We start from the raw sequence: 23,016 nt of genomic DNA on the forward strand, positions 1-23,016 counted from the left end.
GCACCATGAAGAACACGCTCGAGCTCGTCGACCACGGCCCGGTGATCCCGGTCATCGTCATCAACCGCCTCGACGACGCGGTGCCGCTCGCGCAGGCGCTGGTCGACGGCGGCGTGCGGGTGCTCGAGGTGACCTTGCGCACGCCGATCGCGCTGCAGTGCATGGAGGCGATCGCACGCGCGGTGCCGGATGCGATCCTCGGCGCCGGCACCGTGCGCAGCGCCGCCGATGCGCAGGCCGCGAAGGATGCAGGCTGCACGTTTGCGGTCAGCCCCGGCTACACGAGCACGATCGGCAACGCCTGCCGCGAGATCGGCCTGCCGCTGCTGCCCGGCACCGCGACCGGCAGCGAAGTGATGCAGGCGAACGCCGACGGCTACTTCTTCCTGAAGTTCTTTCCAGCCATGCAGGCCGGCGGCATCAACATGCTGAAGGCACTCGCCGGGCCGTTCACCGATGTCGTGTTCTGCCCGACCGGCGGCATCACGCTGGCGAGCGCGCCGGAGTTCCTCGCGCTGCCGACCGTCAAGGTCTGCGGCGGCTCGTGGCTGACGCCGAGCGACGCGGTCGCGGGCAAGGACTGGGCGCGCATCACGACGCTCGCCCGCGAGGCCAGCGCCCTGCGCCGCTGATTGACTCCTCTCTTCCCCGGGGGGAGAGGGGCAGACGTCAGGCCGCGGCGACAGCCGGCTTCGGTGCGCTGCGCACCTGCAGCCGGATCATCAGCACCGATACCGCCGCGACCAGGCACGCCGCGCCGGCCGCGAACAGCGCCGGGTTGTAGGTCAGCAGCAGCGTGCGCGTCAGCCCCGCACCGTAGGCGGCGACCGCGGCGCCGAGCTGGTGCGCGGCGAAGACCCAGCCGAAGATCATGCCGGCGCGCTCCTTGCCGAACTCCTGCGCCGCGAGCTTGACGGTCGGCGGCACGGTCGCGATCCAGTCGAGGCCGTAGAACATCGCGAACACCGACAGGCCGTAGAACGTGAAGGTCGAGAACGGCAACCAGAACAGCGACAGCCCGCGCAGGCCGTAGTACCAGAACAGCAGCTTGCGGTTGTCGTAGCGGTCCGAGAGGTAGCCCGACAGCGTCGTGCCGACCAGGTCGAACGCGCCCATCATCGCCAGCACCGAGGCGGCCGGCACGGCCGTCATGCCGTTGTCGCCGCACAGCGAGATGAAGTGCGTCTGCAGCAGGCCGTTGGTGCTCAGGCCGCAGATGAAGAAGGTGCCGGCGAGGATCCAGAATGTGCGGTTGCGCGAGGCCTCGACCAGCGTCTGAAACGGGCCGAGGAAGTTCAGCGTCGTCGTGCGCGCCGGCGGCTTCTCGGGTGGCGTGCCGTCGGGCTCGCCGAACGCGCGCAGGCCGATGTCGCCCGGGTGGTCGCGCATCAACAGCGTCGCGAGCAGCGCCACGACGACGCAGGCCGCGAACACCGGGATCACCGCGTAGCGCCAGCCGAGGTGCTCGATCATCCACGCGGCGATCGGCAGGAAGATCAGCTGCCCGGTCGCGGTGCTCGCCGCGAACAGCCCGACGACCAGGCCGCGGTTCGACGTGAACCAGCGGTTCGCGACCATCGCGCCGAGCACCAGCGCCGTGAGGCCGGTACCGCAGCCGAGCACCAGCCCCCACAGCAGGAACAGCTGCCACAGCTGCGTCACGGTGGTCGCGAGCGCCATCGCGACTGCGATGAACACCGCGGCGGTCACCATGATGCGGCGCAACCCGAAGCGCCCGATGAACACCGCCGCGAACGGCCCGAGCACGCCGAACAGCGCGAAGCGCACCGCGAAGACCGACGAGAGCTCGTCGGTCGTCCAGCCGAACTCCTTGGACAGCGGCTGCAGCATCGCACCCGGCAGGCCGAGCGCGGCCGAGGTCGTCAGCATCGCGAGAAAGGTGACCGCGGCGATCACCCACGCATAGTGGAAGCCGCGGCGGTTCAATGAACCGGAGACGAGTTGGGCAAACATGTCGATGGGGTCCGTGGGTTCTTATTGGCCGGGGCGTTCGATCAGCTCGATCTTGTAGCCGTCGGGGTCGGTGATGAAGGCGATCACGGTCGTGCCGCCCTTGACCGGGCCGGGCTCGCGCGTCACGTTGCCGCCGCCGTGGCGGATCTTTTCGCAGGCCGCCGCGACATCGGGCACGCCGATCGCGATGTGGCCGTAGGCGCTGCCGAGCTCGTATTGCGACACGCCGTGGTTGTAGGTCAGCTCGAGCTCGGCGTGCTCGGGGTTGCGGCCATAGCCGACGAACGCGAGCGAGTAGTTCTGCGACGGGTTCTCGGACTGCCGCAGCAGCGTCATGCCCATGACCTGGGTGTAGAAATCGATCGAACGCTGCAGGTCGCCGACGCGCAGCATCGTGTGGAGGATTCGCATGAGGGTGAGTCCCAGTTCAGGTGGCGTCGAAGATGAAGCAGGTGGTCGATGCGTGTGCGTAGAGCTTGCCGTCCGGACCGATCAGCCGGCCGTCGGCGGTCGCCATGCGGCCGCCGACGTGGATCACGCTGCCGACCGCGCGCAGCAGTGCAACCCGGGTCGTGACCGCGCGCACGTAGTTGATTTTCAGCTCGGCCGTCGTGTAGCCCTTGCCGGCCGGCAGCGTCGAATGCACCGCGCAGCCGACGCACGAGTCGAGCAGCGTCGCGATCCAGCCGCCGTGCACCGTGCCGAGCGGGTTGTAGTGGCGCAGCAGCGGGCGGCCCTGGAACACCGCGCGGCCGGGTTCGATCTCGATCGGCAGAAAGTCGAGCGTCTCGCCGATCGGCGGATAGGGCAGTTCGCCGCTGAACATGCGCTCGAACACCTGCATGCCGCTGAGCCCCGCGACCTGCTCGGGGCGCGGCACGCCGCTGGTCGGCATGGTCTTGCGGCGCTCGGCCTCGTCGGCCTCCCACTGGGCGAGCACGTGCTGCGCGTCGACTTTCTGTTCCATCGGATCGGCCTCGGTTCTGCGGTTGAAATGATTGTAGCTACAATCATCGAATCATGCAGCCGACCGCTTCCGCCAAGCCCGCCCGCGCCGCTGTCAACGCGGAAACGGCGCCGCGTGGCTGCAGCAGCCTGAAGCTGCGCCAGCTGTCGCGCCGTGTCAGCCAGCACTTCGACCGCATCGTCGCGAGCACCGGGCTGAAGACGACGCAGTATTCGCTGCTGTCGAACATCGTCCAGCTCGAGCCGGTGCACCCCGGCGATCTGGCCGACCGGATGGAGATGGACGCATCGACCCTGACGCGCAACCTGCAGCCGCTGGTCACGCAGGGCTGGGTCGTCGTCGGCCCGGGCGACGACGGGCGCAGCCGCTATGTCAGCGCGACCGATGCGGGCCGCGCGAAGCGCAGCGAGGCGCAGCGCGAATGGAAGCGTGCGCAGCTGGCGTTCAATGCGCGCATCGGCGATGCGCGCGTCGCGCGCCTGCACGCGCTGATCGACGAGTGCCTCGCGGCACTCAGCGAAACGCCACCGTGATCAGCGCGGGCGCGTGGCCTCGACGCCGGGCGTCACGTGGTCGCCGTAAGCCTGCTTCCAGCGCGCCATGATCGGCGCGTTCTCGTCGAGGCGCTGGCCGGGCAGGCCGTCGTCGCAGTGCCAGCCGTCGATGCGGGTCTCGACCGAGAAATGCGCGGTCGGCGCGAAGGCCGCCGGCTCGTCGAGACTGCCGGCCGACAGGTCCATGCGTTCGGAGCCGAGGTACTCGAAGCTCAGCGGCGTGCCGCAGTGGCCGCAGAAGCCGCGGCGCGCGAAGGACGACGACGCGAAGTAGCTCGGCGTGCCGCGCGTCCACGCGACCTCGTCCTTGCGCAGGTTGACGAAGGCGGCGCGCGTGTTGCCGAACGCCAGCTGGCACATCCTGCAGTGGCAGTAGTAGCCCTCGCGATGCGTCGCGCTTGCGCGGTAGCGGACCGCGCCGCAGAGGCAGCCGCCTTCAACCGATGGCAGCGGTGTGGGGTCGCTCATAGGGGGTTGTTTCAAACCGTGTAGTTCAGCGTCATGCGTCCGCCGTCGATGTAGACGATCTCGCCGGTCATGTAGCTCGCGGCGCTGCTGATCAGGAACGCGCAGACATCGGCAATCTCGCGCGGCTCGCCGAGGCGCTTCATCGGCGTGCGGCTCATGATGCGTGCCTTCGCCTCCTCGCTGCCGAGTACCGCGTTCCTGGCGAGCTCGGTCGCGATCGTGCCGGGCGCGACCGCGTTGACACGGATGCCGTGGTCGGCGAGCGCGAGCGCCATCACGCGCGTCAGCTGGTTCACGCCGCCCTTGCTGGCGTTGTAGCTCGCGATGCTCGGGATCGCCATGATGCCGTTGACCGAGCTCATGTTGACGATCGCGCCATGGATCTTGCTCGCGACCATCGCCCGCGCGACGGCCTGGCCGACCAGGAACGCACCCTTCAGGTTGACGGCGATCACCGCGTCCCAGTCGGATTCGGTGATGTCGAGGAAGTCGGCGGCCTTGAAGATGCCGGCGTTGTTGACCAGCGCATCGACGCGGCCGAAGGCCTGCACGGTCGCGGCGAGTGCGGCGTCGACCTCGCGCTTGTCGGCGACGTTGCAATGGCGGTAGATCGCGCGCTGGCCGCGTTCGGTCAACGTGCGCGCGAGCGCCTCGCCGCGCGCGTCATCGACATCCCACAGCGCGACCGCCGCGCCGTCCTGCGCAAGCCGTTCGGCGCACGCGGCGCCGATGCCTTGCGCGGCACCGGTCACGATCGCGACCCGGCCCTCGAGGTGGAAGTGGACGGCTTGGTTCATGATGGTTTCCTGTTCGGCGATTCAGCGGTTCTTGCGATTCAGCCACACGGCAATGCCTTGGGCGTTCAGTTCATTGTCGAGCAGCAGCAGCTCGCGCACGCGCTCGTCGGGAAGCAGGCTGCCCTGTTCGCGCAGGCTCTGCAGGTGGATCGCGCCGAGGCCCTCCATCAGCGCGCGATGGCGCTGCGCAGCGTCGGGCAGCGCGAGCGCCAGCGCGACCATCGCGTCGAGTTGCGTCAGCAGCAGCTGCGCCAGGCGCGGTACGCCGGTCACGCGGCCGTAATGCGTCAGGTACAGGCACTCGGGCCGGTACGCGACCATGCGCTCGATCGAGCGGCGCAGCGCCTCGGGCTCGAACTGCACCGGCGTGGTCGTCGGCATGATCCAGGCCCCTTGCGGGGTGTCGAACTCGCGGTACGACAGGCCGAAGGTGTCGCCGGTGAAGAAGCCCCGGCTGCGCTCGTCCCAGATGCAATGGTGGTGGCGCGCGTGCCCCGGGGTGTCGAGGAACTTCAGCGCGCGGCCGGCAAAGTCGAGCACCATGTCGTCGGCGCTGCGCAGCACGCGCGCGGCCGGCACGCCGATCACCTCGCCATAGGTGCGCGCGACCTCGTCGGCGCCGTAGACGCTGCGCGCGCTGTTCATCAGCCGGCCCGGATCGATCAGGTGCGCCGCGCCGAGCGGGTGCACGACGAGCCGCGCGTTCGGCAAGTGCTGCATCAGCAGCCCGGCGCCGCCGGCGTGGTCGAGGTGCACGTGCGTCGCGATCACGTAGTCGACCGCGCTGCGCGGCACGCCGGTCGCCTCGAGCGCCGCGAGCAGGCGCGGCAGCGCGTCGTTGGTGCCGGTGTCGACGAAGGCGCCGCGGCCGTTCTCGACGATCAGGAAGCTGGCGTCGAACATCGGGCGGTGAAAGCCGGTGTCGATCACGTGGATGCCGTGCGCGATCGATTGCACGAAGGGCAGGGAGGCGGTGGCGGTCATGCGCCGATTCTATGGACGCGTCGGCGATGAAACTTGCGCGCGCCGGTCGCGTCAGAATGGGTTCGGTGCCAGACCTGGAGACGACGATGCGGGACCCGACGCGCTTGGCGCTGCCGATGATGACCCTGGCGATCGCGCTCGCCGGCTGCGCGACCTTCGGGCCCGGCGGCCTGCCGCCCGGAACGAAGCTTGCCGACGCGCGCCACGCGGCCCTCGGGCCGACCGGCGAGTACGCGTTGCCGGGCGGCGGCACCCGGCTCGAGTTTTCGCAAGGCTCGTTCGGCAAGCAGACCTGGATGCTCGATTTCGACTCGAACGGCGTGCTGGTCTCGGCGCAGCAGGTGCTGACCGAACTGAACCTCGCAACGATCGAGCCCGGCATGGCCGCCGGCGACGTGCGCAGGCGCTTCGGCCGCCCGGCCTGGGTGTTCGGCGTGCAGTACCGGGAGCGCCAGCACGTCTGGAACTACCGCTTCGACGGCGGCGACTGCGTCTGGTACCAGGTCTCGATCAGCGACGCGACGCAACAGGTCACCGAGGCCAGCCTCGGCACCGATCCGGCCTGCGACGGCCCGAGCCGCGAGGGGGCGCGTCAATGAGCATCGTCCTGTACGGCATCGCGAACTGCGACACGGTGAAGAAGGCGCGTGCCTGGCTGCAGGCGAACGCGCGCGATGTGCGGTTTCACGACTTCAAGGAGGCCGGCGTGCCGGCGGACCGGCTCGGCGCGTGGGTTCGCGCGGCGGGCTGGGAGCGGCTCGTGAACCGCCAGGGCACGACCTGGCGCAAGCTCGACGACGCACTGCGCGCGTCGGTGCTCGATGCCGCGAGTGCCGAGCGCCTGATGCTCGCGCAGCCGAGCGTGATCAAGCGCCCGGTCGTCGAGTGGGCCGACGGCACGATCACCGTCGGCTTCGATGCGGCCGACTGGGCGCAGCGCTGAAGCGGTAGGGGGCGCGGCTCAGGCCGGCGCCGGGGGCATCATCGCGCCAGCAGCTGCCGCAGCACGAACGGCAGGATGCCGCCGTGCTTGTAGTAGTCGACTTCGATCGGCGTGTCGATGCGCAGCACCAGCGGCACCTTGCGCGTCTTGCCAGTGCTGTCGGTGATCACCAGCGCAGCTTCCTGCTGCGGCTTGATCTCGTCGGCGAGTTCGATGTCGAAGGTCTCGTCGCCGCGGATACCGAGCGACTGCCACGAATCCTGGCCGGTGAACTGCAGCGGCAGCACGCCCATGCCGACCAGGTTGCTGCGATGGATGCGCTCGAAGCTGCGCGCGATCACGGCCTTGACGCCGAGCAGCTGCGAGCCCTTCGCGGCCCAGTCGCGGCTCGAACCGGTGCCGTACTCCTCGCCGGCGAAAATCACGGTCGGCGTGCCGGCGGCGATGTACTTCATCGCCGCGTCGTAGATGAACATCTTCTCGCCGGACGGCTGGAACAGGGTCACGCCGCCTTCCTCGCGTGAACCATCGGGGCCCGGCGGGATCATCAGGTTCTTGATGCGCACGTTGGCAAAGGTGCCGCGCATCATCACGTCATGGTTGCCGCGGCGCGAACCGTAGGAGTTGAAGTCGGCCTTCTGCACGCCGTTCGCCTTCAGCCAGGCGCCGGCCGGCGAGGCCTCCTTGATCGAGCCGGCGGGCGAGATGTGGTCGGTCGTGATCGAGTCGCCGAACAGCGCCATCGCGCGCGCACCCGTGACGCCGGCGACGAGCCGCGCGGGCTCCATCGTGAAGCCGTCGAAGAACGGCGGCTTGGCGATGTAAGTCGAGGTCGGCCAGTCGTAGACCTGGCCTTTCACGCCCTTGATCTTCTCCCACAGCGCACCCGGTTCTTTTGCGACCTTGTCGTAGTTCGCCTTGAAGGCCTTGCCGTTCATCGCGTACTTCATCAGCGCGTCGATCTCGTCGCTGCTCGGCCAGACATCGCCGAGGTAGATCTCGCGCCCGCCCTTGCCCCTGCCGAGCGGTTCGGTCATCGGATCCTTCAGCACCGTGCCGGCGATCGCGTACGCGACGACGAGCGGCGGGCTCGCGAGGAAGTTCGCCTTCAGGTTCGGATGGATGCGCGCCTCGAAGTTGCGGTTGCCCGAGAGTACCGCGGCGCAGACCAGGTCGTTCTTCGTGATCGCCTCGTTGAACTCGGGGCGCAGATCGCCGGCGTTGCCGATGCAGGTGGTGCAGCCATACGCGGCGACGCTGAAGCCGAGCTTCTCGAGGTAGGGCAGCAGGCCGGCCTTCTCGAGGTACTCGGTGACGATGCGCGAGCCCGGTGCGAGCGAGGTCTTGATGTGCGGCGCAACCTTCAGCCCGGCCTCGACCGCCTTCTTCGCGAGCAGCCCGGCCGCGAGCAGCACGCTCGGGTTCGAGGTGTTCGTGCACGAGGTGATCGCGGCGATCAGCACGTCGCCGTTGCCGATCGAGATGTCGCCGACCTTGGGCTGGGTCGAGCTGGCTTCGGCCTGCGCGGCCTCGAGCGTCGGCCGGTTCTCGGTCATCTCGACGACCTGGCGCGGCGAGCCCGGGGCGGGCGCCGGCACCGCGGCCGTGACCGCGTCGGGGTCGACATCACGCGCACTGACGACATGGCGCGTGTGCAGCTGCGCGGCCGGCAGGTTGAAGCCGTTCTCGGCCGGCGGCTTGCTGAACAGCGACGTGAACTGCGACTTCACGTTGCCGAGCTCGATGCGATCCTGCGGGCGCTTCGGGCCGGCCAGGCTGGGCGTGACGCTGCCGAGGTCGAGTGTCACGACCTGGGTGTAGTCGACCGCGCCGGCGCGCGGCGCGCCGAACAGCCCCTGCGCCTTGAAGTAGGCCTCGAAGGCCTCGATCTCGGCGTTCGTGCGGCCGGTGCCGCGAAAGTACGCGATCGTCTTCTCGTCGACCGGGAAGAAGCCCATCGTCGCGCCGTATTCGGGCGCCATGTTGCCGATCGTCGCGCGGTCGGGTAGCGCGAGGTGGCTCGTGCCCTCGCCGAAGAACTCGACGAACTTGCCGACGACCTTCTCGCGGCGCAGCCTCTCGGTGACGGTCAGCACCAGGTCGGTCGCGGTGACACCCTCGCGCAGCCGGCCGGTGAACTCGAAGCCGACCACGTCGGGCGTCAGGAAATACACCGGTTGCCCGAGCATGCCGGCCTCGGCCTCGATGCCGCCGACGCCCCAGCCGACGACACCGATGCCGTTGATCATCGTCGTGTGGCTGTCGGTGCCGACGAGGCTGTCGGGGTAGTACACGCCGTCCTTCGTCTTGTGCACGCCGCGCGCCAGGTACTCGAGGTTCACCTGGTGCACGATGCCGAAGCCCGGCGGCACGACGCCGAAGGTGTCGAAGGCCTGCATGCCCCACTTCATGAACTGGTAGCGCTCCTCGTTGCGCTTGAACTCGAGCTTCATGTTCAGGTCGAGCGAGTTCTTCTTGCCGTAGTGGTCGACCATGATCGAGTGGTCGACGACCAGATCGACCGGCACCAGCGGCTCGATCGTCTTCGGGTTCTGGCCCATCGCCGCGGCGACGTTGCGCATCGCGGCCAGGTCGGCGAGCAGCGGCACGCCGGTGAAGTCTTGCAGCACGACGCGTGCGACGACGAACGGGATCTCGTTCGTGCGCGGCGCGTTCGGCCGCCAGTTCGCGAGCTCGGCGACGTGCTCGGCCGTGACCTTGCGGCCATCGCAGTTGCGCAGCACCGATTCGAGCACGATGCGGATCGACACCGGCAGCCGGTTCACGTTCGGATATTGCTTCGCGAGCGCCGGCAGCGAGTAGAACTCGCCGCTGCGACCCGAGGCCGTCGTGAAGCGCTTGCGCGTCTGCGCGAATGCGTGGGTCGGGCGGGCAGGATTCTTGGTCTTGGCCATGCGGGCACCTCGTCGAATCAGCGGACCTTTGAAAAACTCATTGTGTCAGCAGACGATGACGCTTGTGCGGTGCGGGTCGCTTCGCGCCGGCCGGCACTGCGGCGGGCGGTCAGGCGCGCGGCACGATCCGGTCGATCGCGCCGAGCACGCGTCCGAGTTCCGGCCTGACCCGGGCGATCTCGGCGCCGTCGGGCGTGGCGGCCTGCCGCGTCAGCGCCGCGTGCAGCGCCTGCGTCGCTTCGTGCAGCCGGCGTGCGCCAATCGTGCCGGCGAGGCCTTTCATGTCGTGGGCGCGGCGCAGCGCATCGCCCCAGCGTTGCTCGCCGATGGCCGCGACCACATCGGCGACGAAGCTCGCCTCGCCATCGCGAAAGCCTGCGAGCAACCGGTGGTAAAGATCTTCGTTGCCCATGCAGAACGCGAGGCCGGCGGCGCTGTCGATCGCCGCCTCGGCGTCGGCCGGCGGGCTCGGCGCCGCCGCGTCGATGCTGGCGTCGCCGGGCGTTCCCGGCCCGGTGATCCACTGCGCCATCGTGCGCAGCATGGTCTCGATGTGGATCGGCTTTGTGATGTGCGCGTTCATGCCGCTGGCCAGGGCTCGGTCGCGGTCCTCGGCGAGCGCGCTGGCCGTCATCGCGATCACCGGCAGGCGCTGCCATTCGGGGTGGCTGCGCAGTTCGCGCGTCGCGCTGTAGCCGTCCATCACCGGCATCTGGCAATCCATCAGGACGCCGTCGAACGGGCCCTCGCTGGCGAGCTTGTCGAGCGCCTCGCGGCCGTCCTTCGCGACGACGACATCGATGCCGGCGCGGCGCAGCAGCTCGCAGGCGAGCTGCTGGTTCAGCGGGTGGTCTTCGGCGAGCAGCACGCGCGCGCCGGCCAGGCGCTGGCGCACCGCCTGCGACAGCGGCGCGGCGACGCGCTGCGCGGCGATCGGCGCACTCGGCTCGAGCCGGCGCGCCTGCACCAGGCAGTCGTACAGGCCCGACGGCGTGACGGGCTTGTGCAGCACGCCGGCCAGCGGCAGGCCGGCACTGGCGCGCAGCGCGTCGTCGCGCGCGAAGCCGGTCACGAGCAGGATGCAGGGCTGCAGCTGCGGGTGCGCCTCGAGAATGCGGCGCGCACACTCGACGCCATCCATGCCCGGCATCTTCCAGTCGATCAGGAACCAGGTGTAGGCGTGGGGCGTGGCGTTCACCAGCGCCAGCGCCTGTTCGCCGCTGTTGGCGCGGTCGACGACGACGCCGAGCGTCTCGAGCATGCCGCCGAGGACGTCGAGCGCGGCGGTGTTGTCGTCGACGAGCAGCGCGCGGCGGCCGCGCAGCTCGTTGGCCATCCAGGCGCGCGCCGGTGCGCGCGGCGCGCTGCGGCCGAAGCGCGCGGTGAAATGGAAGGTCGAGCCCGCACCCGGTGTGCTCTCGACCCACAGCCGCCCGCCCATGCGCTCGACCAGCTGGCGGCTGATCACGAGGCCCAGGCCCGTGCCGCCGTAGCGGCGCGTCGTCGAGCTGTCGGCCTGCACGAAGGGCTGGAACAGGCGCGCGATCTCGTCCGCGCTCAGGCCCACGCCGGTGTCGCGCACCCAGCCGTGCAGCTCGACCGAATCGGTCTGCAGCTGAACCACCTCCATGCCGACCGTGATCTCGCCGGACTCGGTGAACTTGATCGCGTTGCTGCCCAGGTTCACGAGCACCTGGCGCAGCCGGGTCGGGTCGCCGATGAGCCGGCGCGGCAGGTTGGGCGCGGCGCTGAACAGCAGCTCCAGGCCTTTCTCGTCGGCCTTCAGCCCGAGCACGTCGGCCATCTCGCCGACGACCGATTCGAGCTCGAAATCGATGCGCTCGAGGGCCAGCTGGCCGGCCTCGATCTTCGAGACGTCGAGGATGTCGTTCAGGATCTGCAGCAGGTTGCGCGCCGCACCATGGGCCTTCTCGACGTAGTCGCGCTGCTTGTCGGGCAGGCCGTCCTCGAGCGCGAGGTGGGTCATGCCGATGATCGCGTTCATCGGCGTGCGCAGCTCGTGCGACATGTTCGCGAGAAAGCTCGACTTGGTCTGGCTCGCGGCCTCGGCCGCTGCGCGCGCGCGCTCGGTCGCGGCCTGCAGCTGCTTGCGGTCGGTGACGTCCTGGATCACCGCGCAGAACTCGGGCGTGCCAGCCCATTCGAGCGCGATCACGTAGACCTCGGCATCGAAGAGCCGGCCATCGACGCGCCGAAAGCGCCACTCGAAGGCGCGCACGCGCTGGCCGGTGCGCGTGTGCTCGCGCAGATTGGCCAGGGCCTGATCGCGGCTGGGCTGGCCGTTCGCCTGCAGCTCCGGCGAGAGGCCCGGGAACCACGGAATGCGCCCGAGCAGCACATGCGGATCGTTCGTCCCGAACATCCTCAGGGTGGCCGGGTTGCAGTGCGTGACGCCGCGCTGCGGGTCGAAGAACAGGTAGCTCGTGACTGCGTACTCGAACACCGCCGCGAAGCGCGCCTGCGATTCGCGCCGCAGCGTGATGTCGAGCCAGTAGCCGTTGTACGTGGTGCTGCCGTCGGCCTCGACCTTCGGCGTGCTGTCGGCCATCACCCAGCAGGCGGTGTCGCCGTTCTCGATGCGGAACTCCTGCGGCCGGGTCGGCGGCCGATCGCCGCCGCCGGCGATGCGCCAGGGGAGGGCGGGGTCGCGCTCGAACGCTTCGGGCGGCATGCCGAACAGCTCCTCGACACCGCGGCCGATGAACGCGAAGCGCGCGTCGCCCTTGGCCGGCTGGGTGTAGCGGAACACCGTCAGCGGCAGCGCCTGGGTCAGCTCGAAGATGTCGCGACGCGCCTGCAGCGCCGCGTCGAGCGACTGCACGCGCCGCCAGCTGAGCCAGATCAGCGTGCAGCCGATCAGCCACAGCGCGGCGCCACCGATCCAGGCGTTGCGCATGATCTGGACTTCCTCGTCGAGCGGCTCGAGCACCCAGACCTTCAGCGGCGTGTCCCCGAGCGGCGACGACAGCGTCGCATGGCGCATCGCGCCGACGCGGGTCACGAGCGTGCCGCGCGCGTTGTCGCCGAGGCGCGACTGTTCCCAGTCGAGCGTCTCGGGCACGCGCTGGTAGGTCGCCTGCAACGCGCCCTCGGCCAGCGGCGGCAGGCCGGGAATGCGCTTGAGCAGCATGTCGTCGTGGTTCGCGAGCACGACGACGCCGTTGTTGTCGGTGACGAACACGCGCGCGCCCTCGGCCTCGGTGAGCAGGCGGTTCAGCGTGTCGGTGTCCTGCTTGACGACGGCGACGCCCACCGGCCGGCCGTCCTGCAGGATGCGGTTCGCGAAGTACAGGCCCGGCACGCGGCTGGAGCGGCCGAGCACGAACTGCACCCCGGTGCCGTTCTTCATCGCGTCGATGTAGTAGTCGCGCGTCGCGAGGCTGATCTGGGCGCCGCGGGCCGGATTGCGGCTGGTGCTGGCGATCATCTCGCCGCTGCGGTCGAGCAGCATCACCAGCGGCAGGCCGAAATCGGTGCCGAGGCGTTCCAGCGTGTGCTGCACATCGACCGCCAAGGCGCTGTCGGGCGGCTGCGGCGCGCTGGCGACGAAGGTCGGCACCTGCCGGCGGTGCGACAGATCGAGCGGCAGCGCGGCGAGCTGGCGCAGGCTGATCGCGAGCGTGTCCTTGACGCCGTTCAGGCGTACCGCAGCCGTCGTGGCGGCCTGCTCGCGATGCGCCTGCAGGCGGTCCTGCGTCCACCAGAACGCCATCGCGAAGATGGCGGCGCTCCACGCGGCCGTGACGATCCACACCACGCGCGAGCGGTTGCTGGATACGCCCAGGGTCGATCTGACCTCGCTGTTGTTCGCCACCCGACTCCCTCGCGCGCGTTGCTTGTCGGCATCGACAAGCTACAGCCACGCACATTTCTAACAGAAATGCGCGGCACCCGGGACGGCGCGTGCCCGGCGCCGGTCTTCAGCCGATCGGATTCGGCAGGCTGCGTACCGACAAGACGCCGTCGATCGCGCGGATCGCGTCGAGCACGCGGGCGCCGACCGGGCTGTCGACATCGACCAGCGTGTAGGCCATGTCGCCGCGCGACTTGTTGACCATGTTGTGGATGTTCAGTCCGGCGTCGGCCATCGCGGTGGAGATCTGGCCGAGCATGTTCGGCACGTTTGCGTTCGCGATCGCGACGCGGTGCGCCGATTCGCGCGCCATTGCGACCGGCGGGAAGTTGACCGCGTTGACGACGTTGCCGTGCTCGAGAAAGTCGCGCAGCTGGTCGACGACCATGATCGCGCAGTTCTCCTCGGCCTCGGCGGTCGACGCGCCCAGGTGCGGCAGCGCGAGCACCCGCGGATGCGCATGCGCCGCTGCGCTCGGGAAATCGCACGCGTACCAGGCGAGCCGGCGCAGCGCCGGCGCGGCGTCGAGTGCGGCCAGCACCGCCGCCTCGTTGACGACGCCTTCGCGCGAGAAGTTCAGCAGCACCGCGCCGGGCCGCAGCAGCCCGATGTTGTCGGCGTTGACGAGGTCGCGCGTTGCGTCGATCAAGGGCACGTGCAGGCTGACGAAGTCGGCGTGCTTCAGCACGTCGGCGACGCTCGCCGCCTTTTTTACCTGCGCCGGCAGGCTCCACGCTGCATCGACCGTGATGTGCGGGTCGAAGCCATGCACTTCCATGCCGAGCTTGATCGCGGCATCGGCGACGAGACAGCCGACCTTGCCGAGCCCGACGATGCCCAGCGTGTGGCCGGCGAGCTCGAAGCCGGCGAAGACCTTCTTGCCTTCCTCGACCGCCTGCTCCATCGGCGCGCTGGCATGCGCGTCGAGTGCGGCGACGAAACGCAGCGCCGGTGCGAGGTTGCGCGCGGTCATCAGCATCGCGGCGAGCACCAGCTCCTTGACAGCGTTGGCGTTCGCGCCGGGCGCGTTGAAGACCGGCACGCCGCGCGCGCTCATCAGCGCGACCGGGATGTTGTTGGTGCCGGCGCCGGCCCGCGCGATCGCGACGACGCTGGCGGGGATCGTCGCCGCGTGCAGGTCGGCCGAGCGCAGCAGCAGCGCGTCCGGCGCGTCCAGGTCCTTGGCGACGTGGTAGCGATCGGCGGGCAGGCGCTTCAGGCCGTTGGCCGAGATCTGGTTCAGCACCTGCACCGCGAAACGCGTCGCGCCGCCGCCGGCGTCAGCCATGCCGGGCCTCGAACTCCTTCATGTACGCCACCAGCGCCTGCACGCCCTCGATCGGCATCGCGTTGTAGATCGACGCGCGCATCCCGCCGACCGCGCGGTGACCCTTCAGCTGCCGCATGCCCTGCGCTTCGGCGCCCTTCAGGAACGCGGCGTCGAGCGATTCGTCCTTCAGCTTGAACGGCACGTTCATCAGCGAGCGGTCTTCGCGCACGACCGGGCTGCGGTAGAACGCCGTCGAATCGAGAAAGTCGTACAGCAGCGCGGCCTTCGTGCGGTTGTGCGCTTCCATCTCGGCGAGGCCGCCGCGCTGCTTGATCCAGTGGAACACCAGCCCCGCGATGTAGATCGCGTAGGTCGGCGGCGTGTTCAGCATCGAGTCGCTCGCGGCCTGCTCGGTGTAGTTGAAGGCCGAGGGCGTGATCGGCAGCGCGCCGCCGAGCAGGTCGTCGCGCACGATCACGATCGTCAAGCCGGCCGGGCCGATGTTCTTCTGCGCGCCGCCGTAGAGCAGGCCGTACTTCGAGACGTCGATCGGGCGCGACAGGATGTTGGACGACACGTCGGCGATCAGCGGTACGTCGCCGGTGTCGGGCGTGAAGTGGTATTCGACGCCGCCGATCGTCTCGTTCGCGCAGATGTGCACGTAGGCGGCGTGAGGGTCGAGCTGCCAGGTCTCGCGCTTCGGCACGCGGTCGAAGTGCGTGGCCTCGGAGCTCGCGACGACGTTGATCTTCGCGTACTTGCGCGCCTCGGCGATCGACCGCTTCGACCATTCCCCGGTGTTGACATAGTCGGCGCCGGCGTGGCCGCGCAACATGTTCATCGGCACGATCGCGTTCTCGCCGATCGCGCCGCCCTGCATGAACAGCACCTTGTAGTTCTTGGGAACAGCGAGCAGCTCGCGCAGCAGCGCCTCGCACTCGGCGTGGATCGCGATGAACTCCTTGCCGCGGTGGCTCATCTCCATCACCGACATGCCCGAGCCGTGCCAGTCGAGCATCTCGTCGGCCGCCTGACGCAGCACGGATTCGGGCAGGGCGGCGGGGCCGGGGCTGAAGTTGAATACACGGGTCATGGAATCGGGTCTCCGACGGGGCGGTGGAATGGGGCCCGCAAGCTTAGCCGAAGCCCACCCGGCGGGTGGCCCTGTTAGATTCGTCGCATGCCCTCGACGCCCCCGACCTTCTTCTGGCACGACTACGAGACCTTCGGCCGCGTGCCCCGGCGCGACCGCCCGTCGCAGTTCGCCGGCGTGCGCACCGACGCCGATCTGAACGAGGTCGACGCGCCGCTGATGCAGTACTGCCAGCCCGCGCCCGACTACCTGCCCGAGCCCGAGGCCTGCCTGCTGACCGGGATCACGCCGCAGCTGTGCCTGGAGCGCGGCGTGCCCGAGCACGCCTTCGCCGCCGCGATCGAACAGCAGCTCGCGCAGCCGGGCACGATCGGCGTCGGCTACAACTCGATCCGCTTCGACGACGAGGTCACGCGGCACCTGTTCTGGCGCAGCCTGATCGACCCGTACGCGCGCGAATGGCAGAACGAGTGCGGCCGCTGGGACCTGCTCGACGTCGTGCGCTGCGCGTGGGCGCTGCGGCCCGAGGGCGTCGACTGGCCCTTGCACGACGACGGCCGGCCGTCGTTCAAGCTCGAGCACCTGACCGCGGCGAACGGCCTCGCGCACGCGGCCGCGCACGACGCGCTCTCGGACGTGCGCGCGACCATCGCCCTCGCGAAGCTGATCAAGGCGCGCCAGCCGCGCCTGTGGGCGTTCTGCCTGCGGCTGCGCAGCAAGCACGAGGTGCTGCGCGAGATGGGCGTCGGCAAACCGTTCCTGCACATCTCGGGGATGTACGGCGTCGAGCGCGGCTGCATCGCGCCGGTCTGGCCGCTCGCGCCGCACCCGGCGAACAAGAACGAGATCATCGTCTGGGACCTGGCCGAAGACCCGAGCGAGCTGTTCACGCTCGGCGTCGAGGCGATCCGCACGCGCATGTTCACGCGCGGCGTCGATCTGCCCGAGGGTGTGACGCGGCTGCCGATCAAGACCATCCACATCAACAAGTCGCCGATCGTGATCGGCAACCTGAAGACGCTGAGCCCCGAAATGGCCGCGAAGTGGGGCCTGGACATCGCGCTCGCCACGCGCCACGCCGAGCTCGCGGCGCAGAACGCGAACCTGCTCGCCGGCATGTGGCCGGCGATCTTCGAGCGGCCGGCGCGCGAGGGTCCGGCCGATGTCGACGAGGATCTCTATGGCGGCTTCGTCGGCAATGAAGACCGGCGCACGCTGCAGGGCCTGCGCACGCTGACCGGCGCGCAACTCGCTTCGAAGCGACCGGCGTTCAACGATGCGCGGCTCGACGAGCTGTTCTTCCGCTACCGCGCGCGCAACTTTCCGCAGACGCTGAACGAGGCCGAGCAGGCTCAATGGCTCGAGCATTGCGCGCACCGCCTGCACGACGGCGCCGGCGGCGGGCTGACGTTGGCCGCCTTCTTCGAGCAGATCGACGTGATCGGCGAGGATGCCGACGAGCGCGGCCAGGAGATTCTCGGCGCGTTGGTCGACTACGCGACGCAAATCGCTCCAGAGCGCGACTGAACTTGCCGGCTCGCCGCGGCGCCGGCGCGTGGCGCAGAATCGCGGCCAGGCAGGGGCGATCGCGCCCGGAGGGTTCTCGATGAAGCTTGCCAACGCGTTTCGGTTCGCCTGTGTCGTGATGCCGCTGTGGCTCGCCGCGTGCGGCGGTGGCGGTGGCGGCGATGCGCCGGCCGCGCCTGCGCCCGGACCCACGCCGCTGCCGGTGCCGGAACCGCCGCCGACGCCGATTCCACCGATCGACACCCAGGCGCCGACGGCGGCGCTGACCGCGCCGCTCGACCTCGCCAGCGGGCTGGCCGGCACGCTGTCGTTGACGGCGACCGCGAGCGACGATGTCGGCGTCACCGGCGTCGAGTTCCAGGTCGACGGCGTGCAGATCGGCGCCACCGCAAGCAGCGCGCCGTACGGCGCGAGCGTCGACACGACGCAGTACGCGTCCGGCCAGCACGTTGTGCGCGCCCGCGCCCGCGATGCGGCGGGCCATGTCTCGGCCTGGGCCGCGACGACGGTCAGCTTTGCTGGCACCCGCAGCCAGCCGGCCGGCTTCACGCGGAACGAGGGCTGGGTCAGCGGCCTCGTCAACGCGACCGCGCTCGCACAGGCGCCGGACGGCCGGATGTTCGTCGCGCAACAGGGCGGCGCGCTGCGCGTGGTCAAGAATGGCGCGCTGCTCGCGCCGCCGTTCGTCCAGCTGACGGTCGATGCGAACGGCGAGCGCGGGCTGATCGGTGTCACGCTGCACCCGAACTTCGCGAGCAACGGCTATGTGTACGTCTACTACACGAGTCCCGAGGGCGGCGCGCACAACCGGATCAGTCGGCTGACCGCGAGCGGCGATGCGATGCTCGCCGGCAGCGAGCTGAAACTGGTCGAGCTGCCGAACCTGTCCTCGGCGACCAATCACAACGGCGGTGCGCTGCACTTCGGCAGCGACGGCAAGCTCTACGCCGGTGTCGGCGACAACGCGAACCGCCTGCAGGCACCCGACCTCGCGAGCGTGTTCGGCAAGCTGCTGCGCTTCAACGACGACGGCAGCGTGCCGACCGACAACCCGTTCTATGCGAGCAGCACCGGCCAGGCGCGCGCGGTCTGGGCCTACGGGCTGCGCAACCCGTACACCTTCGCGGTCCAGCCCGGCACCGGGCGCATCCACATCAACGATGTCGGCGAGAGCACCTGGGAAGAGATCGACGTCGGCGCCGCCGGCGCCAACTACGGCTGGCCGAACTCGGAAGGGGCGGATGGCGTCGCCGCCGGAAGCACCGCGCCTCTGTTCAGCTACAAGCACGGCACGATATCGCCGCTGGGCTCCGGCGCGGGCGGCTTCTTCACCGGCCTCGCGATCGCCGGCGGCAGCTTCTATCCGGCCAGCGGTCCGTTCCCGGCGGCCTACCAGGGCAACTACTTCTTCGCCGATTTCCTGAGCCGCTTCGTCGCGCGCCTCGACACCGCGAACAACGCCGTCTATGCCTTCGGCAGCGTCAGCGGCAATCCGGTCGACATGCTGAGCGCCGCCGATGGCGCGCTGTACGTACTGACGCGCGACAGCATCGTGCGCTTCAGCGCGCCGTGAGCGGCCCTGCGTCTCACGACGCCGGCGCGGATGCCGGCGCCGAGGCAGCGGCGGACGCGGCCGCCGAGGCCGGCCGCGCTGGCGGCTGCGGCACGATCACCGGCGCCTCGGCCTTCGGGTCGGGCACCAGATCGGAGTCGGCTGCGAGGTAGCGCTGCAGCAGCGTGAAGAAGCGCTCGTAGAACGGTGCCGACGTGATCGTCTCGCTCGCGACCTTGACCAGCGCATCGTCGCTCGACGAGAACGGCAGCGACAGCGAGCCGAGCGCGCCGACACCGAGGCTCGCCGAGTTGTTGCTCTTCTTCAGCGCATAGCGGTCCTGCAGCGCATTGACGAACGCGATCGTCTTCTTGCCGCCGCGGCCGTCGGCCGCGCAGACCACGTTGAACTCGATCTCGACATGCACCTCGAGTTCGGGCTGGAAGTTCTTGCGGCCGCGCACGTGATCGCCTTCGGCCGAGACGATCACGAAGCCCTGGCTCAGCAACGCGCGGCGCGCCGCCTCGCAGGTGTAGCCCGGCGCGGTCGCGAAGCTGCGCGAGTGCGTCGTCGTCGAACCGAAAGCCTCCGGCTCGACCTTGGTGCGACCGCCGTTGCCGGCACAGGCTGAAAGCAGCATGGCCGTCACCGAGGCCCCGACGGCGGCGCATACCGCGGCAGCCCATGCCGGCCGCGCCGGACGCTGGACCGAACGCATCGTCACGCCCCCACGCCGGCGGCCGCTTCGGTGAACTCGTCGATGCGGTCGAAGTTCAGGTACTGGTAGACCTTGTCGCTCGCGGCCGTCAGCACGCCCATGTCGACCATGTACTCGGCGCGCGTCGGGATGCGGCCGAGCTTGGAGCAGATCGCCGCGAGTTCGGCCGAGCCGAGGTAGACGTTCGAGTTCTTGCCGAGCCGGTTCGGAAAGTTGCGCGTGCTGGTGCTGAACACGGTCGCGCCTTCCTTGACCTGCGCCTGGTTGCCCATGCACAGGCTGCAGCCCGGCATCTCCATGCGCGCGCCGGCGTTGCCGAGCACGCCGTAGTGGCCTTCGTCGCTGAGCTGCTTCGCGTCCATCTTGGTGGGCGGCGCGACCCAGAGCTTGACGGGGATGTCGCGCTTGTTCTCGAGCAGCTTCGACGCGGCGCGGAAGTGGCCGATGTTGGTCATGCACGAGCCGATGAAGACCTCGTCGATCTTGGCGCCGGCGACCTCGGCGAGCGTCTTCACGTCGTCCGGGTCGTTCGGGCACGCGACGATCGGCTCATGGATGTCTGCCAGGTCGATCTCGATCACCGCGGCGTACTCGGCGTCGGCGTCGCCCTCGAGCAACTGCGGGTTCGCGAGCCAGGCCTCTTGCGCCGCGATGCGGCGCGCGAGCGAGCGCGCATCGGCGTAGCCGTTCGCGATCATCCACTTCATCATCGTGATGTTGCTGTTGATGTACTCGGCGATCGGCGCCGGGTTCAGGTGCACGGTGCAGCCCGCGGCGCTGCGCTCGGCGGAGGCATCGGACAGTTCGAAAGCCTGCTCGACCTTGAGGTCGGGCAGGCCCTCGATTTCCAGGATGCGGCCGCTGAAGATGTTCTTCTTGCCCTTCTTCTCGACCGTCAGCAGCCCGGCCTTGATCGCGTAGAGCGGGATCGCGTTGACGAGGTCGCGCAGCGTCACGCCGGGCTGCATCTTGCCCTTGAAGCGCACCAGCACGCTCTCGGGCATGTCCAGCGGCATCACGCCGGTGGCCGCCGCGAATGCGACCAGGCCCGAGCCGGCCGGGAAGCTGATGCCGATCGGGAAGCGCGTGTGGCTGTCGCCGCCGGTGCCGACGGTGTCGGGCAGCAGCAGGCGGTTCAGCCACGAGTGGATCACGCCGTCGCCGGGGCGCAGGCTGATGCCGCCGCGCGTGCTGATGAACTCGGGCAGCTCGTGGTGCATCTTCACGTCGACCGGCTTCGGGTACGCCGCGGTGTGGCAGAAGCTCTGCATCACCAGGTCGGCGCTGAAACCCAGGCACGCGAGGTCTTTGAGCTCGTCGCGCGTCATCGGGCCCGTGGTGTCCTGCGAGCCGACGCTGGTCATGCGCGGCTCGCAATAGGTGCCGGGGCGCACGCCTTGCTGCGCGCCGTTCACGACCGGCAGCCCGCAGGCCTTGCCGACCATCTTCTGCGCCAGGCTGAAGCCCTTGTGCGTGTCGGCCGGGTTGCTCGGCAGGCGGAACAGCGTCGACGGCGGCAGGCCGAGCGCCTCGCGCGCCTTCGCGGTCAGGCCGCGGCCGATGATCAGCGGGATGCGACCGCCGGCACGCACCTCGTCGAACAGCACCTCGCTCTTCACCGTGAACTCGGCGATTGGCTGGCCGTCCTTGAGGGCCTTGCCTTCGTACGGGCGCAGCTCGACGACATCGCCCATCGCCATCTCGCTCACGTCGAGCTCGATCGGCAGCGCGCCCGAGTCTTCCATCGTGTTGTAGAAGATCGGCGCGATCTTGCTGCCGAGGCAGACGCCGCCGAAGCGCTTGTTCGGCACGAACGGGATGTCTTCGCCGGTGAACCACAGCACCGAGTTGGTCGCCGACTTGCGGCTCGAGCCGGTGCCGACCACGTCGCCCACGTAGGCGACGAGGTGGCCGCGCGCGCGCAGGTCCTCGATGAACTTGACCGGGCCGCGCTTGCCGTCTTCTTCGGGCGCGATGCCGGGCCGCGCGTTCTTGTGCATCGCCAGCGCGTGCAGCGGGATGTCGGGGCGGCTCCAGGCATCGGGGGCGGGCGAGAGGTCGTCGGTGTTGATCTCGCCGGCGACCTTGAAGATGCTGACGGTGATGCGCTTCGGCACCTCGGGGCGCGAGGTGAACCATTCGGCGTCGGCCCAGCTCTGCAGCACGGCCTTCGCGAACGCGTTGCCCTGCGTCGCCTTCTCCTGCACGTCGTGGAACTGGTCGAACATCAAGAGCGTCTTCTTCAGGCCCTCGGCCGCGACGGCGCCGACCGCCGCGTCGTCGAGCAGTTCGACGAGCGGGCTGATGTTGTAGCCGCCGAGCATCGTGCCGAGCAGTTCGGTCGCGCGCTCGCGGCTGATCAGCGGCGAGGCGGCGGTGCCGTGCGCCACGGCGGCGAGGTAGCTCGCCTTGACCTTTGCCGCGTCGTCGACGCCGGCGGGCACGCGCTGCGTGATCAGCTCGACCAGCGTGGCCTCTTCGCCCGCCGGCGGCGCCTTCAGCAACTCGATCAGCGCACCGGTCTGCTGTGCCGACAGCGGCAGCGGCGGGATGCCGAGGGCGGCGCGTTCGGCGACGTGTTGGCGATAGGCGTCAAGCATGGAGTGCTCCTTGGGTGTGCGGAAGAAGAGGGCGGGGTGAAGACGGGCGTGGGGTCAGGCCGCTTTCGGCACGATGAGCTTCAGGCCCTTGAAATAGTCGCGGAAGAAGCCGGCGTCGCGCGTGATCAGTGCACTGCACTGAAGCAAGGCATGTGCCCCGACGATGAAGTCCGGAACGGTGCGCGCGCGCGCACCGCCGCGGTTGCGGTAGCGACGCTGCATCTCGCCGGCGCGGATCGCGGCCTTGGCCTCGACCTCGCCGTAGCGGATGCCCATGTCTTCGAGGACCTGCATCGCCTGGTCGCCGTCGCGCAAGGAACTGCAGACTTCCGCAACGACCACATCGCAGACCAGCACGGGGCCGTGCGCAAGCGCCTCACGCAACGCGCTCTCGGCCGCTTCGGCCTGCGGGGCGCCGACCAGGATCTCGATCAGCACGGAAGAGTCGACGGCGATCATCGAGGATCAGGCGTCGACCGGGTCGCCCGGCGCGCGGCCGCGGATCGCGCGCATCGCCTCGTCGACGTCCTTGAATCCATCGAGCTTGAACTTGCCGCGCGCCCGCGAGATCGCGTCGTCGACGTTCTTGCGCAGGATGATGCGTCCGCCGTCGAGCTCGACCTTGAGTTGCGTGCCCTTGGTCAGGCCGAGCGCATCGCGCACGGCCTTCGGCAGCGTGATCTGCCCGCGTTCCGCGACAGTGGCTTCCATGCAGCGCTCCTCGAATCAGGTATGTACGAATTATACATACCTGATGAAGCGTACTGCGGTGGCCCTGCC

Annotated in this window: 20 protein-coding genes; 6 read left to right on the forward strand and 14 right to left on the reverse strand. The window is 69.5% G+C overall.

Annotation, left to right across the window (positions count from 1 at the left end; genetic code table 11):
- The first annotated feature begins 5 nt into the window (after nucleotides 1-5).
- Nucleotides 6-632, forward strand: coding sequence for a bifunctional 4-hydroxy-2-oxoglutarate aldolase/2-dehydro-3-deoxy-phosphogluconate aldolase (eda, locus tag AC1DTW_RS21430; protein WP_477983413.1), 627 nt, complete (start codon nucleotides 6-8; stop codon nucleotides 630-632).
- A gap of 37 nt (nucleotides 633-669) precedes the next feature.
- Here the strand turns inward: eda and AC1DTW_RS21435 are convergent, their stop codons facing one another.
- The 3 genes from AC1DTW_RS21435 to AC1DTW_RS21445 are packed head-to-tail and all read right to left on the reverse strand — an operon-like array spanning nucleotide 670 to nucleotide 2,941.
- Nucleotides 670-1,974 (reverse strand): MFS transporter, encoded by a 1,305-nt coding sequence (locus AC1DTW_RS21435; RefSeq protein WP_477983414.1) that lies wholly within the window; start codon nucleotides 1,972-1,974, stop codon nucleotides 670-672.
- Between the two features lie 21 nt (nucleotides 1,975-1,995).
- The gene (gene gloA / locus AC1DTW_RS21440; RefSeq protein WP_477983415.1) at nucleotides 1,996-2,385 is read right to left on the reverse strand and encodes a lactoylglutathione lyase; all 390 of its coding nucleotides are present in this window, start codon (nucleotides 2,383-2,385) and stop codon (nucleotides 1,996-1,998) included.
- Between the two features lie 16 nt (nucleotides 2,386-2,401).
- Nucleotides 2,402-2,941, reverse strand: a complete 540-nt coding sequence (locus AC1DTW_RS21445) for a PaaI family thioesterase (protein ID WP_477983416.1) — start codon at nucleotides 2,939-2,941, stop codon at nucleotides 2,402-2,404.
- Nucleotides 2,942-2,994: 53 nt separating this feature from the next.
- Here AC1DTW_RS21445 and AC1DTW_RS21450 point away from each other — a divergent pair, with 53 nt between their 5' ends.
- On the forward strand, nucleotides 2,995-3,474 hold the full coding sequence (locus AC1DTW_RS21450; RefSeq protein ID WP_477983417.1) for a MarR family winged helix-turn-helix transcriptional regulator: 480 nt from the start codon (nucleotides 2,995-2,997) through the stop codon (nucleotides 3,472-3,474).
- Here the strand turns inward: AC1DTW_RS21450 and AC1DTW_RS21455 are convergent, their stop codons facing one another.
- The 3 genes from AC1DTW_RS21455 to AC1DTW_RS21465 are packed head-to-tail and all read right to left on the reverse strand — an operon-like array spanning nucleotide 3,475 to nucleotide 5,744.
- Nucleotides 3,475-3,963: a GFA family protein gene (locus AC1DTW_RS21455; protein ID WP_477983418.1), complete on the reverse strand. Its 489-nt coding sequence runs from the start codon at nucleotides 3,961-3,963 to the stop codon at nucleotides 3,475-3,477.
- Nucleotides 3,964-3,974: 11 nt separating this feature from the next.
- Nucleotides 3,975-4,760, reverse strand: a complete 786-nt coding sequence (locus AC1DTW_RS21460; protein WP_477983419.1) for an SDR family NAD(P)-dependent oxidoreductase — start codon at nucleotides 4,758-4,760, stop codon at nucleotides 3,975-3,977.
- Nucleotides 4,761-4,781: 21 nt separating this feature from the next.
- Nucleotides 4,782-5,744: an MBL fold metallo-hydrolase gene (locus AC1DTW_RS21465; RefSeq protein WP_477983420.1), complete on the reverse strand. Its 963-nt coding sequence runs from the start codon at nucleotides 5,742-5,744 to the stop codon at nucleotides 4,782-4,784.
- Nucleotides 5,745-5,830: 86 nt separating this feature from the next.
- Here AC1DTW_RS21465 and AC1DTW_RS21470 point away from each other — a divergent pair, with 86 nt between their 5' ends.
- Complete coding sequence (locus tag AC1DTW_RS21470; protein WP_477983421.1) at nucleotides 5,831-6,343, forward strand: hypothetical protein; 513 nt, start codon at nucleotides 5,831-5,833, stop codon at nucleotides 6,341-6,343.
- Complete coding sequence (locus tag AC1DTW_RS21475) at nucleotides 6,340-6,687, forward strand: ArsC family reductase (protein WP_477983422.1); 348 nt, start codon at nucleotides 6,340-6,342, stop codon at nucleotides 6,685-6,687. Before AC1DTW_RS21470 ends, AC1DTW_RS21475 begins: the two co-directional genes overlap by 4 nt.
- A 38-nt stretch (nucleotides 6,688-6,725) precedes the next feature.
- On the opposite strand, the gene AC1DTW_RS21480 is transcribed toward AC1DTW_RS21475, so the two are convergent.
- The 4 genes from AC1DTW_RS21480 to serC all read right to left on the reverse strand — a co-directional run bounded on the left by AC1DTW_RS21480 (nucleotide 6,726) and on the right by serC (nucleotide 15,839).
- Nucleotides 6,726-9,602 (reverse strand): aconitate hydratase, encoded by a 2,877-nt coding sequence (locus AC1DTW_RS21480; RefSeq protein ID WP_477983423.1) that lies wholly within the window; start codon nucleotides 9,600-9,602, stop codon nucleotides 6,726-6,728.
- Nucleotides 9,603-9,711: 109 nt separating this feature from the next.
- Complete coding sequence (locus AC1DTW_RS21485) at nucleotides 9,712-13,437, reverse strand: response regulator (RefSeq protein ID WP_477983424.1); 3,726 nt, start codon at nucleotides 13,435-13,437, stop codon at nucleotides 9,712-9,714.
- 106 nt (nucleotides 13,438-13,543) lie between these two features.
- Nucleotides 13,544-14,764 carry a phosphoglycerate dehydrogenase gene (locus AC1DTW_RS21490; protein WP_477983425.1) on the reverse strand — a complete coding sequence of 407 codons (1,221 nt, stop codon included), beginning with the start codon at nucleotides 14,762-14,764 and terminating at the stop codon, nucleotides 13,544-13,546.
- Nucleotides 14,757-15,839 carry a 3-phosphoserine/phosphohydroxythreonine transaminase gene (gene serC, locus AC1DTW_RS21495; protein WP_477983426.1) on the reverse strand — a complete coding sequence of 361 codons (1,083 nt, stop codon included), beginning with the start codon at nucleotides 15,837-15,839 and terminating at the stop codon, nucleotides 14,757-14,759. The genes AC1DTW_RS21490 and serC overlap by 8 nt, the downstream gene beginning before the upstream one ends.
- A gap of 87 nt (nucleotides 15,840-15,926) precedes the next feature.
- On the opposite strand from serC, the gene sbcB reads away from it, so the two are divergent.
- A complete protein-coding gene (gene sbcB / locus AC1DTW_RS21500; RefSeq protein WP_477983427.1) occupies nucleotides 15,927-17,366 on the forward strand; it encodes an exodeoxyribonuclease I in 1,440 nt (479 codons plus the stop codon).
- A gap of 79 nt (nucleotides 17,367-17,445) precedes the next feature.
- Complete coding sequence (locus AC1DTW_RS21505; protein WP_477983428.1) at nucleotides 17,446-18,939, forward strand: PQQ-dependent sugar dehydrogenase; 1,494 nt, start codon at nucleotides 17,446-17,448, stop codon at nucleotides 18,937-18,939.
- Between the two features lie 13 nt (nucleotides 18,940-18,952).
- On the opposite strand, the gene AC1DTW_RS21510 is transcribed toward AC1DTW_RS21505, so the two are convergent.
- The 4 genes from AC1DTW_RS21510 to AC1DTW_RS21525 all read right to left on the reverse strand — a co-directional run bounded on the left by AC1DTW_RS21510 (nucleotide 18,953) and on the right by AC1DTW_RS21525 (nucleotide 22,947).
- Nucleotides 18,953-19,558, reverse strand: coding sequence for a DUF2242 domain-containing protein (locus tag AC1DTW_RS21510; RefSeq protein WP_477983429.1), 606 nt, complete (start codon nucleotides 19,556-19,558; stop codon nucleotides 18,953-18,955).
- A gap of 80 nt (nucleotides 19,559-19,638) precedes the next feature.
- Nucleotides 19,639-22,236 (reverse strand): bifunctional aconitate hydratase 2/2-methylisocitrate dehydratase, encoded by a 2,598-nt coding sequence (acnB, locus tag AC1DTW_RS21515; RefSeq protein ID WP_477983430.1) that lies wholly within the window; start codon nucleotides 22,234-22,236, stop codon nucleotides 19,639-19,641.
- A 54-nt stretch (nucleotides 22,237-22,290) separates the two neighbouring features.
- The gene (locus tag AC1DTW_RS21520) at nucleotides 22,291-22,695 is read right to left on the reverse strand and encodes a type II toxin-antitoxin system VapC family toxin (protein ID WP_477983431.1); all 405 of its coding nucleotides are present in this window, start codon (nucleotides 22,693-22,695) and stop codon (nucleotides 22,291-22,293) included.
- 6 nt (nucleotides 22,696-22,701) lie between these two features.
- Nucleotides 22,702-22,947 (reverse strand): AbrB/MazE/SpoVT family DNA-binding domain-containing protein, encoded by a 246-nt coding sequence (locus AC1DTW_RS21525; RefSeq protein ID WP_477983432.1) that lies wholly within the window; start codon nucleotides 22,945-22,947, stop codon nucleotides 22,702-22,704.
- Between the last annotated feature and the right edge of the window lie 69 nt (nucleotides 22,948-23,016).

It is taken from the genome of Rhizobacter sp. P5_A1, assembly GCF_056400745.1.

Coding starts and splice junctions, on each gene's coding strand:
- eda (WP_477983413.1), top strand. CDS start 6: ATGAAGAACACGCTCGAGCTCGTCGACCACGGCCCGGTGATCCCGGTC.
- AC1DTW_RS21435 (WP_477983414.1), bottom strand. CDS start 1,974: ATGTTTGCCCAACTCGTCTCCGGTTCATTGAACCGCCGCGGCTTCCAC.
- gloA (WP_477983415.1), bottom strand. CDS start 2,385: ATGCGAATCCTCCACACGATGCTGCGCGTCGGCGACCTGCAGCGTTCG.
- AC1DTW_RS21445 (WP_477983416.1), bottom strand. CDS start 2,941: ATGGAACAGAAAGTCGACGCGCAGCACGTGCTCGCCCAGTGGGAGGCC.
- AC1DTW_RS21450 (WP_477983417.1), top strand. CDS start 2,995: ATGCAGCCGACCGCTTCCGCCAAGCCCGCCCGCGCCGCTGTCAACGCG.
- AC1DTW_RS21455 (WP_477983418.1), bottom strand. CDS start 3,963: ATGAGCGACCCCACACCGCTGCCATCGGTTGAAGGCGGCTGCCTCTGC.
- AC1DTW_RS21460 (WP_477983419.1), bottom strand. CDS start 4,760: ATGAACCAAGCCGTCCACTTCCACCTCGAGGGCCGGGTCGCGATCGTG.
- AC1DTW_RS21465 (WP_477983420.1), bottom strand. CDS start 5,744: ATGACCGCCACCGCCTCCCTGCCCTTCGTGCAATCGATCGCGCACGGC.
- AC1DTW_RS21470 (WP_477983421.1), top strand. CDS start 5,831: ATGCGGGACCCGACGCGCTTGGCGCTGCCGATGATGACCCTGGCGATC.
- AC1DTW_RS21475 (WP_477983422.1), top strand. CDS start 6,340: ATGAGCATCGTCCTGTACGGCATCGCGAACTGCGACACGGTGAAGAAG.
- AC1DTW_RS21480 (WP_477983423.1), bottom strand. CDS start 9,602: ATGGCCAAGACCAAGAATCCTGCCCGCCCGACCCACGCATTCGCGCAG.
- AC1DTW_RS21490 (WP_477983425.1), bottom strand. CDS start 14,764: ATGGCTGACGCCGGCGGCGGCGCGACGCGTTTCGCGGTGCAGGTGCTG.
- serC (WP_477983426.1), bottom strand. CDS start 15,839: ATGACCCGTGTATTCAACTTCAGCCCCGGCCCCGCCGCCCTGCCCGAA.
- sbcB (WP_477983427.1), top strand. CDS start 15,927: ATGCCCTCGACGCCCCCGACCTTCTTCTGGCACGACTACGAGACCTTC.
- AC1DTW_RS21505 (WP_477983428.1), top strand. CDS start 17,446: ATGAAGCTTGCCAACGCGTTTCGGTTCGCCTGTGTCGTGATGCCGCTG.
- AC1DTW_RS21510 (WP_477983429.1), bottom strand. CDS start 19,558: ATGCTGCTTTCAGCCTGTGCCGGCAACGGCGGTCGCACCAAGGTCGAG.
- acnB (WP_477983430.1), bottom strand. CDS start 22,236: ATGCTTGACGCCTATCGCCAACACGTCGCCGAACGCGCCGCCCTCGGC.
- AC1DTW_RS21520 (WP_477983431.1), bottom strand. CDS start 22,695: ATGATCGCCGTCGACTCTTCCGTGCTGATCGAGATCCTGGTCGGCGCC.
- AC1DTW_RS21525 (WP_477983432.1), bottom strand. CDS start 22,947: ATGGAAGCCACTGTCGCGGAACGCGGGCAGATCACGCTGCCGAAGGCC.